The sequence below is a fragment of the Bacillus shivajii genome (genome assembly GCF_020519665.1).
GTDB lineage: Bacteria > Bacillota > Bacilli > Bacillales > Salisediminibacteriaceae > Bacillus_CA > Bacillus_CA shivajii.
In genome coordinates this window covers 3,078,941-3,092,002 of the sequence record NZ_CP084703.1, presented here as the reverse complement: position 1 = coordinate 3,092,002, position 13,062 = coordinate 3,078,941, and the positions used below count along the sequence as shown (strand labels likewise).

The 13,062-nt window shown below is 37.4% G+C and carries 11 protein-coding genes and 1 riboswitch; of the genes, 10 read left to right on the top strand and 1 reads right to left on the bottom strand.

Going from position 1 to position 13,062, the window contains the following annotated elements; genetic code table 11:
• Positions 1 to 272 precede the first annotated feature (272 nt).
• From LGQ02_RS15025 to LGQ02_RS14995, 7 genes are all read left to right on the top strand, one after another.
• The gene (locus LGQ02_RS15025) at positions 273 to 1,931 is read left to right on the top strand and encodes a diguanylate cyclase domain-containing protein (RefSeq protein ID WP_226515163.1); all 1,659 of its coding nucleotides are present in this window, start codon (positions 273 to 275) and stop codon (positions 1,929 to 1,931) included.
• Positions 1,932 to 2,044: 113 nt separating this feature from the next.
• Entirely contained in the window at positions 2,045 to 2,989 is a 945-nt protein-coding gene (locus LGQ02_RS15020; protein ID WP_226515162.1) for an ICP22 family protein, read from the top strand.
• Positions 2,990 to 3,173: 184 nt separating this feature from the next.
• Positions 3,174 to 3,262: riboswitch (cyclic di-GMP riboswitch) on the top strand.
• A gap of 148 nt (positions 3,263 to 3,410) precedes the next feature.
• Positions 3,411 to 3,971 carry a WxL domain-containing protein gene (locus tag LGQ02_RS15015; protein WP_226515161.1) on the top strand — a complete coding sequence of 187 codons (561 nt, stop codon included), beginning with the start codon at positions 3,411 to 3,413 and terminating at the stop codon, positions 3,969 to 3,971.
• A gap of 754 nt (positions 3,972 to 4,725) precedes the next feature.
• Positions 4,726 to 5,997 (top strand): group II intron reverse transcriptase/maturase, encoded by a 1,272-nt coding sequence (gene ltrA, locus LGQ02_RS15010; RefSeq protein ID WP_226515160.1) that lies wholly within the window; start codon positions 4,726 to 4,728, stop codon positions 5,995 to 5,997.
• A 148-nt stretch (positions 5,998 to 6,145) separates the two neighbouring features.
• Positions 6,146 to 7,186: a WxL protein peptidoglycan domain-containing protein gene (locus LGQ02_RS15005; protein ID WP_226515159.1), complete on the top strand. Its 1,041-nt coding sequence runs from the start codon at positions 6,146 to 6,148 to the stop codon at positions 7,184 to 7,186.
• An 88-nt stretch (positions 7,187 to 7,274) separates the two neighbouring features.
• Positions 7,275 to 7,883, top strand: coding sequence for a WxL domain-containing protein (locus LGQ02_RS15000; protein WP_226515158.1), 609 nt, complete (start codon positions 7,275 to 7,277; stop codon positions 7,881 to 7,883).
• Positions 7,884 to 8,504: 621 nt separating this feature from the next.
• Positions 8,505 to 8,924 (top strand): NUDIX hydrolase, encoded by a 420-nt coding sequence (locus LGQ02_RS14995; protein WP_226515157.1) that lies wholly within the window; start codon positions 8,505 to 8,507, stop codon positions 8,922 to 8,924.
• 609 nt (positions 8,925 to 9,533) lie between these two features.
• Here the strand turns inward: LGQ02_RS14995 and LGQ02_RS14990 are convergent.
• Entirely contained in the window at positions 9,534 to 10,031 is a 498-nt protein-coding gene (locus LGQ02_RS14990) for a type IV pilin protein (RefSeq protein WP_226515156.1), read from the bottom strand.
• Between the two features lie 155 nt (positions 10,032 to 10,186).
• On the opposite strand from LGQ02_RS14990, the gene LGQ02_RS14985 reads away from it, so the two are divergent.
• The 3 genes from LGQ02_RS14985 to LGQ02_RS14975 all read left to right on the top strand — a co-directional run bounded on the left by LGQ02_RS14985 (position 10,187) and on the right by LGQ02_RS14975 (position 12,977).
• On the top strand, positions 10,187 to 10,639 hold the full coding sequence (locus LGQ02_RS14985) for a type IV pilus modification PilV family protein (protein WP_226515155.1): 453 nt from the start codon (positions 10,187 to 10,189) through the stop codon (positions 10,637 to 10,639).
• 23 nt (positions 10,640 to 10,662) lie between these two features.
• Positions 10,663 to 11,694: a hypothetical protein gene (locus LGQ02_RS14980; protein ID WP_226515154.1), complete on the top strand. Its 1,032-nt coding sequence runs from the start codon at positions 10,663 to 10,665 to the stop codon at positions 11,692 to 11,694.
• Between the two features lie 233 nt (positions 11,695 to 11,927).
• On the top strand, positions 11,928 to 12,977 hold the full coding sequence (locus tag LGQ02_RS14975; protein ID WP_226515153.1) for a DUF3196 family protein: 1,050 nt from the start codon (positions 11,928 to 11,930) through the stop codon (positions 12,975 to 12,977).
• The last annotated feature ends 85 nt before the right edge of the window (positions 12,978 to 13,062 follow it).

Sequence of the window (13,062 nt, the reverse complement as noted above, 5' to 3'; positions counted from 1 at the left end):
TTTCTTACTTAAACAAATGGTGAATTTAGTTTAATAAAACATTACTTGAATAAGTCAAGAATTGCACATATCAACCCCTTAGAGATTTTTTTCAATGGGGTTTTTAGTATTGGTGAATTAATATTCATGAAAATTACACGGATTGACATAATATCCATGAATAGACCTCTATCTATTTTGTTTTAATTTAGGTACATTAGGGTATTATATATTACTCAAGAATGTCTTTTAAATGGACGAGTATTAATTCATAGAATTTGAGGGATCTTCAAATGAAACACTTATTAAAAGAAAAACATCTGCCATTTTTAAATGAATTTATCGATTGTATTAATGATTTTGTTTTTGTCATGGAAGTAACAAGTGACGGTGAATTTAAGTATGTTACTCTTAATTCAACAGCGCAGGCTTCAATAGGACAAAAAGACGTAATTGGGTATAAAATTGAAGAGGTTATTCCTGAAAATTATGCTCTTATTTTGTTAGAGCATTATAAGCAAGTCATTGAAAGTAAGGATAAAGTAATCTTTGAGTTTAGTGATAATCAAATGAACACATTTGAAGAGGTTTCCTTAAATCCGTTTTTTGGTGAAAATGGCGAGATTAGTTACATCGTTTCGATCACTCGTGACATCTCGAAAAGGAAAAGAGTAGAAAGAGAACTGTCGATTAACGAACAAAAATATAAATCATTAGTTGAGAATAACAGTGACAGTGTGTTTGCCCTTGACTTAGAAGGGAATTTCCTTTCAGTCAATCAAGCAGGTGAACGACTGTCTGGTTATCATAAAGATGAGTTAATAGGAACAAACTTTTCAAAATTGGTGTTAGAAGAATGTTTAGAGGAAACCTATGAACATTTTTTGAAAGCTAAAGCTGGAAGTACAGAAGAATATAAAGTGAAGGTTATCCATAAAAATGAGGAGGTCGCTCTTACTTTAGTGAAGAATGTTCCGATTATTGTAGAAGGAGAGGTAATCGGAATTTATGGAATCGCGAAAGATATAACAGAAGAACATGAAATGAATAAAATTATTAAGTACAATGAAGAGTTTTATCGTAACTTAATCGATCAATCTCCAGACCCGATCCTTATTCATCAAGAAGGGTTTATTAAATACGGAAACTATGCATTCATGAAGCTTGTAGAAGCTTCTAGTAAAGAACAGCTATTCGGAAAAGCATTAAATGATTTTATCCCATTTATTGGTCGGAGTTCGGTAGAAGAGCGAGTAAATGAACTTTTAGAAGGTGGGCATTCTGAACCTGTAGAGGGCCCTATCGTTACGTTAGATGGTGAAGCACGTCAAGTGGAGTTTTTTGAAACGACGACAACATATAAAGGAAAGCCTGCAATCCATGCTGTTTTACGTGACATTACGAAACGAAAAGAACTCGAGACAAAAATTGAGAAAATGGCATTTTATGATTATTTAACGGATTTACCTAACAGGCAACTGTTTAAAGAACATATGGAAAAAGCGATTGAAAACGCTAAGCGTAAAAATACATCCTTTGCTTTATTGTTTATAGATGGAGACGAATTTAAAGACGTGAATGACACGGTTGGTCATGAGGGTGGAGACGCGTTTATAAAAGAATTCGCTTCAAGACTTAGTGAAAGTGTACGGAATGTTGATACGGTTGCTAGAATCGGTGGTGATGAATTTAATATTTTGTTAGCGGATATTAACGACGAGAAACAAGTAGTGAATATCATTGAACGGATTAATGAGAATTTAAGCAGGCCTTGGGAATATGACGGCTACTCAATGGATATGACGATGAGCGTAGGGATTGCATTATATCCTGATCATGGTGAGAGTATGAAATCATTAGTGATCAAAGCCGATGATGCCTTATATACTGTAAAAGAAAGAGGCGGAAATGATTTTCAGTTTTACAATGAAAGTATTGGAAAAACAGAATAGTCTGGAGAACCACCTTATTACATGTTTATCGTAATAAGGTTTTTTAAGCTGATCAAAAACTTTTTTACGTAGTCAATCATCTGGAAATGATAGTTAGTAAGGAGGGGAGAGGAATGAACCTGTTTGTATCTCATGATATCTATCTTGATGAGTGTAATATGACGTGCGCTATATTACATGTAGATCCTCAAATTTATACGTATGAATTTTCTAGCGAGCTTGGTGAGAAACATCCAAGTTTAAACACTCTTGCCTTGAGCTATATCCGACACTCGATTCCGAATACAAAAGTAAAATTGATAAAAGTGGTTGTTGGCTCTTTATTATTGACTTCTATAATTACAACACCGTTGAGTATTTCAAGCGCAACCTCTGCCGAAGAACTCCCCCCAGGTCAAGAAGATGCGGATGGTTTGCCCCCAGGACATACTGAAGAAACTGAAAACCCTCCTCATACAGAGGAAGATGGGGCGCCTGAACATGCCGATTCAACGGAGGAGAATGAATTACCTCCTGGTCATACAGATGATACGGAGAACCCAGAACATGCAGGGGAACCTGGGACGCCTGATCATGCAGAAGGGGGTAATGACCAAGAGAAAGGTGAGGACTTCATGCCTTTTTTAGGGCCAATTGAAATTGGGGACTTTTCCGCAGTTACATTAAATGGACAAATTCAACAAACCGTTGCACAAATTAACTCATTTCCAATATACAATGAATATCCACTAACTGACGGATGGCATATAACAGTTAAAGCAGAACCGCTTACAAATCAACATGGACACCGTCTTCCTCCAGGGTCATTAAATATAGAGGCTCCAGTTCTTTCAAATATTGAAGAGCATTCATCGGCAGCAAGTGAGTTGAAAGTAAGAGGTGGAGCGATTGATTTAAACGACGGATTAAAATTGGTAAGTGCTTCAGCTGGAGGTGGAATTGGAAGTTTTCTTGTATCCTTTGGGTCACATGCGTTAGGTTTAACGCTAGAGCCGGAACATACAATGGAAGGTACATATTCGACGACAATAATCGTAAATATAACAGCTGGCCCTTAAGATCTAGTAGAAAAAGGGCTTTATTTTTATGCAAAATACATCATCTTTCATTTTTTTTTTTTCATTATTTTCACTGGTAACAATGGAAACATTTGATGGCTAGAAAAGGCCCTGAAATCAAGGTATGATAACAAATGTAAGATATATCACACACCATCTGATTGAACAGTTTCATATGTTCATTCCTTACAAAAGGCAAAATTGTTGAAAGACAATGACGCAAAGCCATGTGCCTAAGGCAAGAAGAAATGCTATGGTCGACAGGTTGCTAAAGAATGAAAGGAGTATCTATTACTTCCTTGAAATTCTTGCTATGCGACAAAGGTATAAGTAAGAATTTTTTTATGCCCAAAATGAGGATAAAGGTGAGTGAGATATAGATTATCTCAAAAAAAAATTACCTATAGGGGGAAATAAATAGATGAAAAAGATCGTAACTGTTTTATCAATATTAACAATATCATTAGGGTTGTTCGCAAATCCGTCATTAGCATCAGAAGGTAGTACGTCTGGTAATGCTGAAGTGACAGGTGGTCAACTCAGTATCGAAGTACCAAATGCAACTACTTTTGCAGGTGTAACATTAGACGGTACGGTTCAAACAACAACTGCATCATTAGATAGTTTGAAAATCGTTGACCCAACAGGAACAGGTGCTGGCTGGAACGTGCAAGTATCTGCATCTCCGATACAAAAAGATGACGGTACTCATACACTGCCTAAAGAGTCTCTTAACTTAGCAGCACCTTCATCAGTAATTGCTGGTACGGGCTCTTCAAGTGCAGAATATGTAACACCAAAAGGTGGTTCACTAGATGTTCCAGTAAATGTTTTAAGTGCTGCAGTCGATGAAGGAAAAGGAACATTCACAGCGGCTTTCCCTACTGATGCATTATCTTTAACATTAAGCCCAGATACAGCTTTAGCAGGTCAATATGAAACAATGTTTTCTTGGAACCTTACAGCAGGTCCAACTCAATAATATATAAAGACAACAGCCGTGTTAAAAATAACATGGCTGTTTTTTTCGCGAGTGGCAGCACATGTGCTAAAGGGTGAGAGTCCCGAATGCATCGGCCAGCCGGCAAGCATTAGCTGACAGATAGTGCGTTGACTGTGAAGTAGCGTGCGGAGGATCTGAAGGCAAACCTCTGAACAGAGCTGATATCCCATGTTGGCACGAGAGTTGGATGACTGTGCAAGAGAACAGAAAGTCCGAATAGCTGGAAACTCAAAGTGTTATGAGGGCTGGATTAGAGGGAAAGTACATGATGTGACCCATTGAGATCTCCCTGCTTCCTAAAGTAGGTATTGATGTTACAAGGCTAAGCCAAGGACACAAGATGAGCTTTAAAGGGAGAAGTCAGAGATCGCCATAGTAGTGGAGAAGCTCATGCCAATGACCTACTGGCGACAGTAGCGAGGACAGCACATGAGTGAAACTGTACACAGATACAGTTGCGAACCTATACCCAAAAGGTGAGGAATCGTGCGAAGGGCGTGACCCATAGAAGAACAATGTGAGTAGGCTTACTTATGACTGCGGAAATAGACAGAAGCTGGACAAGAGCCAAGGGGGCTGATGCCAGGGTGGAACAGAAGGGTACACCGTCTATCGCCGAAATGTGAAATATAAGGTATTGCCATCGGCTACCAACCTTGATATGTTCGACATTTCATATGGAGAAGCAGAAGCAAAGGAAGAAACGAAAGCAGTGGCGTAAGGGGAATAACAGATGGAAAGACGTGTATGGTACAGTTTGTACGACAAAGTGTACAAGAAAGCGAATCTAGTAAGTGCCTTTTATCAAGTAAAGAAGAACAAAGGTGCACCAGGGGTCGATAAAGTAACAATTGAAGGATATGAAGCAAAGCTGGAGGACAATCTAGAAGTGCTCCAACAGAAGCTAAAAGGTAAACGATATCGACCCAAACCTGTTCGACGAAAGATGATCGATAAAGATAATGGGAAGAAACAACGTCCACTAGGGATACCAGCGGTGGAAGATCGCATCGTACAAGCTTCTCTACGGAATGTATTGGAACCTATCTTCGAAGAAGAGTTTCTTCCGTGTAGTTATGGTTTCCGCCCAAGGATAAGTGCTCATATGGCTCTAGACAAAGTTACTGAACACTTGAGAGCAGGATACCATTATGTCATTGATGCCGATCTACAGTCCTACTTTGATACGATTCCACATGATAAATTGGAACAACAAATAAGGAAACGAGTGACGGATGGGTCTATTATCGAACTCATTCACCGTTTTCTCAAAGCAGGTGTCATGGTAGAGGATCTTTACGAAGATACTCCCGAGGGAGCTCCGCAAGGTGGTGTGTTAAGTCCGTTACTTTCGAACATCTACTTACATCAGCTTGATCAACTGATGACCGAACGTGGTCACCGTATCGTCCGCTTTGCGGATGATTTTATCATTCTTTGTAAAAGCCCAAAAGGTGCAGAAAGAGTCATGCGAAGTGTCTCAAGATTTCTTGAGAAAGAACTAAGTTTAACTGTCAATCAAGAGAAGACTAAAGTTGTCGACGCCATGAAAGAGCCATTTACATTCTTAGGGTATGAATTCATTGGCAATATTCGAAGAATAGACCCTAAGAAAGAGGTAAAATTCAAGGAGCGAGTGAGAGAAATTACTCGTAGGAACCAAACAGTTGATATCCAACTCCTTATCCAAGACAAGCTGAACCCCTACATTCGAGGTTGGGCAAATTATTTCCGCTACGGCAATGTGAAGAACAAATTCAAAGAGTGGGATAGTTGGATAAGAAGAAGGTTAAGAATGGTACAACTTAGAAGTTGGAGACATATAAAGAACCTCCATCGCCTTCTTAGAAGGAAGGGATGGAGGGAAGAAAACCTCAGAGGAATCCGTATGTTTGCTTGGCGAAGTTCCAAAAGTCCAATGGTTCATGCGGCGTTAGACAATGAGTTCTTTTCAGAGCTGGGACTCGTAAGTTTATCATCTGTTCATGATGAACGTTATCTCTAGAAGGGATATATGGGAAGAGCCACATGCGAAGATCCGCACGTGTGTGCTCTGTGAGAGGCGTGGTCAGTAATGGCGACGCCTACTCGGTTATATCAAAAATGAAAATGGGTGATCTCGGTTACAATACTCTTGTAAAGGAGTGATATTTTTGAGGCGGAAAGTGATTTTATTAGTAATATTATTCATAGCCATCACAACCGTTAATTTCGGTACGATTGCAACGAAAGCACAACAAGAAATGGATGCACCATTTACAGTTGAACCTATTCTTCCTAATAATCAAGTAGAAGGTGTAGGTGGTTATTATCACTTACAAGTTGAACCGAATGATGAACAAACAGTATATGTTCGAATCGAAAATAAACGTGATCATAATATTAGTGTTCAATTATTACCAATCAATGCTTATACAGCTCCAACTGGCGGAATTTTATACGAAGCATTTATTGAATCTGAACGGACAAACCTTTTAGACGAAGCTGTTTTAATGTCTAATTTGCTTGAATTAGAGTCGTTAGTCGAATTAAGTGCTCATGAAGAAAAGGAAATTCCGATACATATTACTGTTCCAGAGAATGATTCTGGTACATTCTTAGGAGGTATCCTTTTTGCATCTGTAAATGATGATACGCTTGAGGATATTGAAGTAGAGGAAGAAGAAGGGGATATAGGTTTTATTATAAGAAATGAAATCACGTTTTCAATCGCCGTACAGCTAGATTTACCGGAGGACGCTGAGCCAGAATTTCATGTAGGTGATGTTGGGCTCAATATCCGTCCAATAGGTCCAGAATTGTACTTCGAATTTATTAATGAGGGACAAATGATTTTAAGAGGAACGGAAGGTGAATACGAAATAGAAAATGAGGAAGGAGACGAGCTATTTTCTGGAGAAATACCGCCATTTACAATGGTTCCGGCATCTGAGATAAGGTATCCTGTCACATGGGAGAATGAAGCATTTGGACCCGGGGTGTATCATATCTTTGCGAAAATAAATGTATTAGGAGAAGAAATCACGATTGAAAGAACGTTAGAAGTTGAAAATGAAGAAGTGCGAGAGTATGAAGAAGTACGAGCTGTTTCTCCGGAGCCTATTCAAACTGGGATACCAAGTTGGATATGGGCAGCAGTAGGGGGTGTTATCGCCGTCATTTTTTATTGGCTAGGATCAAGGAAGAAAAAATAAAACCTATTTACCTTTATTTTCCTGTAAAAAAAGCTGAAAATGGTAAAGGTTTTACTATATAATGGTAGCAATAAAGTGGAGGGCTACCATGAACCGATATAGCAGCACAAATATCATAAGAAAAATATTGATCTTAACGCTTTCTACCATTGTGATTATTTGTTTAGCAATAAATGTACCGTCAGCGAAGTCAATAACGAAAGAAATGAGGACAAATGTATCTGTAACTGGCGGAACCATACATGTGCATTCGTCAATGGACCGAGTTTTATTTGAGAGAAATTCAGGAAGTGATTATGCCTCAGCAAAGGCTGGAGATTTAACAATCGTTGATGCAACAGGTACAGGGAATGGCTGGACGTTAACGGTAAAATCAAAGCCGATAATTGAAACGAGTACGAACGACGAAATAAAGGATTTCCATGGGGGACTTTTATTAGAAACAAATAATGCAACAATCCGTGGAAAAACCGGCTCGGCAACGAAACCGAATTGGAAGCATGGAGGGGCGTTCTCCATTAATAATAAAATGCCTTTGAAAGTTCTTCACGCAAAAGAAGGGGAAGGGATGGGTTCATATAAGGTGAGATTTGGTAATGATTCACTAAAAATGCAAATCCCCGAACATGCTATACATAATGAAGAAAATCTTTCATATCAGACAACACTCGTCTGGAACATCATTAGTGGACCATAAAGATATTACCCTTCCCTCTACTAGTAAGTAGTTCCGTTTAAAGGGAAAAAATCGAAACAACACATTTTGGAGGTAATTCGCACATGAATTATCTCCTTTATGATTGTGGAAATACAAATGTTTCTCGGGTATTCTCATAATAAATGACGCTTTATTTAGCACCCTTTTTAGTGAGTAAATAATATTTATTAGTTAGATGTTACTTGAAGTGGTATTTTTAGGTATAATTTCATTTTTACCAAGAAGAAATTCCTACTAAATTCTTGATAAAATTAGGTTATTTTTCACAGATTTTATAACTCGAAGGAGTGAAAGGCGGCGACTCCAGCGGGAATAGCAATAGCTGAAGACCCCGCAATGAGCACGTTTTTAGTGAATGAGGAGGCTGAAGCATTGCCCGCGGAAAGCGTACGCCTGTAATGGATTCGAGTGTTTTCTTAATAAAACTACAAAAAAACAACACATAAAACATAATGTTAAACGCGTTGCGAATTCTATTGTGTTTAATGTTTATCTCCTCGAAAACGGAATTACTTACTCTAATAGGGGAGGTTTTTCTATACTTTTGTCGAAATTAGATTCTAAATTAGTCAATGAAAAATTGTTTGGAGGAAGGATAGTATGTTTATCGTAAACGTTGAAGCGGCTATTTACGACAACGGAAAATGGCTGATCATTGAACGAAGCAAAAAAGAAGAGCATGCTGGCGGTCTTCTCTCGTTAGTTGGAGGTAAAGTTGATGATGAAGGAAACTCATTTGATATTCTTGAGAGAACTGTGAAAAGAGAAATTATGGAGGAAGTTGGAGTAACCGTGAAAGAGGATTTACAATATGTTCATAGTACATCTTTTGTCACAGATTCAGGTGATAAGGTTGTTGATATCGTCTTTTTAGCTACTTATGAATCAGGAGAAGCTTATGCAAAAAGTCCAGATGAAGTAGGCGAAGTATTTTGGTTTACCACAGAAGAAGTTGCGAACCATACTAATTCACCAGTTTATTTGAAAGAGAGTATTAAAAAGGCAGTATCGATGTTATAAGAGAAAAATGTTTTTGAGTAGTCTTATGGGCTGGAACAATGATATGAAATTATCAAGTATAACTTGCTCAAAAACAATCTACATCAAAATATTGAACTGCTTAATTATTAGCTCTGATGAATCATATACATAAGTTTTTTAACCCTGCACCCGTATCATTCTTAATCTTTTGTAAATAAATTGTTTGAATCAATTTCATAATTCCTTTTTTTGTGCAATGAAACGAATGATATTATAAAATTATCATTAAGTGTACGTTTTATTTTGAAGTGATCGTAACGAAAGGCGGTGACTCCCAGAGGATCAGCGACGAGCAATACTTCTTCGAACTGCTTCGAGCTGCGACGAGTAACCGCAGGAGCACTGATTATCTGTGGCGAGTAATCGCAGGAACAACGAGCTGAAGATCCACTTAGGCGAAGAGTAATCAAGCCTAAGTTAGCTGAAGACAAGCCCTTGGGAAAGCGTCCGTCTGAAGTGGAGGTCACGCTCATCATTCGGAATTAGGTATCATATTTTAAGTTATAAAATTCATTCGTTTCAATAGTTTATAAGAAAAGAATCGAGCCCTAAGAAAGAAAACTAAGGGCTTTTTTGCACTTTGCTGATTTAAGGGATATAAGGACCTAACCGGTCAATAACTGTGTCGATCTCATATTCTTGTCCACTTTCATCGATGAGAATAAGCGTAACAATTAAAGGGTGATTATTGTTTATAAGCATTGGGCTATTACAATCTGCAGGACTAGATTCAGACATAGTAGAGCCGTTGTTTTCTAATAATATTCTTTCACCTGAACTGTCTTCAATACCGCGGACTGTGATTTGCTCGCGAGTAAGGGAATGTAATGTTACAGAACCAAGGAAAAGCTTCTCGTCTTCATAGCATAATTGATAATTACCTTCGCTATGGATTCTTCTTAACTCTAGTACAATTGCATTTGCTTCTTGTCTTAAGTGGATATGTGACTGTGTTCTTTCTGTTTGTGTAAAAGAAGAAATAAGTACAGCAGAAAGTAAACCTATAATAATAAGCGAGATTGTTAAGCTCGCTAATAACTCAAGTAACGTGATGCCTGATTGATTTTTTGTGTATTTTTTTAGCATGAGAATCACCTAACGTAAATTATAGGTTAAAAAGTGCTTGTTGCATAATATTATTGGTAAAATGACTTTTTTTCTTGATTAAACACAATTAATTCGCAACAATAATAGGATAGAAGATAATTATATATAAGTACTAGAAGAAGGTGATCGCAAAGGTGAAATATTTAAATAGTAAAGGTTTAACATTAATTGAATTATTAGCTGCGATTACGATCTTAAGTATTGTGCTGATCACCTTTTTTGGCTTTTTAACTCAATCAATGTTTTTTTCTACAAAGACAGAAAATAAGTTGACGAGCGTTCATGTTGCAGAACGTGTTCTTTACGAGGTTAAGACGAATTTAACTGAGGGAGATTTAAGTGCTTTTTCACAACCGTGCTCAGCGACGCCATTAACGGTTGTACCAGGCGGTTATTATGGGTTGGTAGAAGACGAAACAGGCCATTTTTATTATGAGACGAATAATAACGTTTATTATCCAATTGTTACATTGTGTCAAACAGAGGACGAACAAGCCTTAAATGTTTACCGTGTACAAGTAAAGATTTATGACCATGAAGCAGATCCTCCTGTATTGTTAGGTGAAACATTTGATTATATTCAATGACAATTATATTCAAGGAGTTTGCCATGAAAAAACGATTGAACAATGAATATGGGTATGCTCTTGTTATTGTGCTCTTAACAATAACTATGATTGGGATTTTTATTCCACCTTTAATAGGAAGTGTTTTAAACAGCGCTACCCAATATCAAAGAGGCGAAGAAAATATTCAGGCAGAAAAACTCGTTGATATGGGAAAGGTGTATGCTAGAAATTCAATTATACAAGAGTTGCACGCTTTGCCAACGAGTAGTATTGCTGATGCTATTGATGCACTAGAAGAAAATTTACAAACGGTTGAAAAAGAAATTGATTCATCACAAGAGAGTACAAGCTTTTCAATTGATTACAATGATTTTATTAAAGTTGACCAGGAACTACGCATTCTTTTTACTGTAAGCGGGAATGTCAAAGGTAGAACAGGTACTTCAACTGTAAAAAATGAGAATGAGGTTTTCACACTATTTTTAAGCGCTCCAGGAGAACCCGGTGAACCGGGGGATCCAGGTGACTATATTGATTGGAATGATTTAGATGATGACGATTTCATAGATGAAGATAAGTTTCCCAATCAATATCCTGAAGGTGAAACGTTTGATGGAGAAGATAACTATCTAGATGGGAATACAAATTTTGGCGGACAATTAGAAATCCAGCCAAATGGTGAGCTAAATATTACGGGCAGTACAATATTGCAAGATGGTTCCCATATGGCGAATAGAGGTACAGTTTACATTGATGGCTATTTTTATGCGACTGGTGGAACACTGTTCTTAAATGAAAACTCAGCTATTATCATTGGCAAAAATGCATGGTTCGAAGGAGTTGAAATTCATATTCCACAAAACAGTACAATCTGTGTAAAAGGAAAAATAAGAGAGTGGGATGTTACTGGACAAGGAGTGAATGATCCTTCTGATCCTTCTGATCCTTATTATCGTCAATTAATCGATTCATGTGATAATGCACAAGATGGCATTTATTATGAAGGCCAAGAGTTTCCGGATGTTGAAGGCACTGACGAATCTGGTGAATGGGGCATTATTGGGACTTCATAAAGGGGTCTTTTAGCCAAATATTAAACATGGATTCAAATGCTCTCTGAAAAAATATCATGTATAGGTAAAGGGATGTATACAATAAAAACAACTTACAAATATTGAATAGTAAGCTATAATAGAATCAATATTCTGAAAACATTAGATTGAATTTATCATTCTATTTGTTTTTCAAAAAGGGTATTGATAAACTTAAAAGAAGAATAATCGTTTCTAAAGGTGGTCACTTAAACATGGGGAAGCAGGAGAATGGACAAGAAGATAATGTCATTCTTTTTCCAGGGCTTATCGCAAAGCTTGTGGAAAAAGGGATGACATCATTAAAAGAAAAGAAATATTATGATGCACTCCGTTACTTTCAAGAATCAACGGAACTTGAAGAAAGTCATCCCCAAGCACGTTACGGATTAGTTATAACGAATATTGAATTAAATAGGCTTGAGGAGGCTCGAAAACATTGTGAATCAATGTTAAATGAAGGGATCGGTCAGTACTATGATATCCTTCAAGTATATGTGTCACTTCTTGTGCAACTCGGGGATTATCAAGAAGTCGTGCACCTTCTTGAAACTGTTATTGCTGAAGAGAAACTCCCCCCTAATATGGCAGAGTCATTTTATCAATTGCTCGATTTTTCTCGGCAAATGACGTCTGATTCAGTAGAAATTGTGGAAGACTACGAAGAAGATAGTATAGACGGCATGACAAATACAGAAGAGTTGATACAAAACCTTGAAGGAGGCGATCCAGACCAACAGTGGGGAGCGATCCAAAGGCTTAGTCAAATTAATTCCCCTAAAGTACAGGAGGCATATCGCAGCTTTTTAAAAGGGAAAGAAAATAACCCTGTATTAAAAAGTTACTTAATTCAAATTTTAAAAGAGTTACATAGTAAAGAGACATTTGAAGTACATAAGTTTGGTGAAACATTTGAAGTAAATATCGGTCAACTTGAGGATATTTTTCACGAAAAGTTTGGGGCAAATGTTTTAGACCGTTTAGACAAATCACTTTCACAAAAAAGTCCGTCGTTATATGAGATGGTGCAACAAGTGTGGTGGCACTATTTGTTCGCACTATATCCGAAATCACCAAAACCATTACATACTGAAACGTGGGCTTGTGCATTACATATTTTAGGGTCAGCGCTTATTGAAGGAGAAGAAACAACAGAAGAAATTGTAGACCAATATGAAGTGGACGAAAAAGAAGTAGAGTCAGCGGTTAATCACATGAAGGTCATTGAGTCATTGATCTTAACGTTAAATGACAGTCATACATAAAAGAAGTAATTCGTGTGTCAAGTGATTATAGAAATTATTGAAAACATGTGCACGTGTGTTATAATGAGATGGTTGCAAAAGCGAA

Excerpts from the sequence above, each read along its gene's own strand:
- LGQ02_RS15025 (WP_226515163.1), top strand. The coding sequence starts at position 273 with ATGAAACACTTATTAAAAGAAAAACATCTGCCATTTTTAAATGAATTT.
- LGQ02_RS15020 (WP_226515162.1), top strand. The coding sequence starts at position 2,045 with ATGAACCTGTTTGTATCTCATGATATCTATCTTGATGAGTGTAATATG.
- LGQ02_RS15015 (WP_226515161.1), top strand. The coding sequence starts at position 3,411 with ATGAAAAAGATCGTAACTGTTTTATCAATATTAACAATATCATTAGGG.
- ltrA (WP_226515160.1), top strand. The coding sequence starts at position 4,726 with ATGGAAAGACGTGTATGGTACAGTTTGTACGACAAAGTGTACAAGAAA.
- LGQ02_RS15000 (WP_226515158.1), top strand. The coding sequence starts at position 7,275 with ATGAACCGATATAGCAGCACAAATATCATAAGAAAAATATTGATCTTA.
- LGQ02_RS14995 (WP_226515157.1), top strand. The coding sequence starts at position 8,505 with ATGTTTATCGTAAACGTTGAAGCGGCTATTTACGACAACGGAAAATGG.
- LGQ02_RS14990 (WP_226515156.1), bottom strand. The coding sequence starts at position 10,031 with ATGCTAAAAAAATACACAAAAAATCAATCAGGCATCACGTTACTTGAG.
- LGQ02_RS14980 (WP_226515154.1), top strand. The coding sequence starts at position 10,663 with ATGAAAAAACGATTGAACAATGAATATGGGTATGCTCTTGTTATTGTG.
- LGQ02_RS14975 (WP_226515153.1), top strand. The coding sequence starts at position 11,928 with ATGGGGAAGCAGGAGAATGGACAAGAAGATAATGTCATTCTTTTTCCA.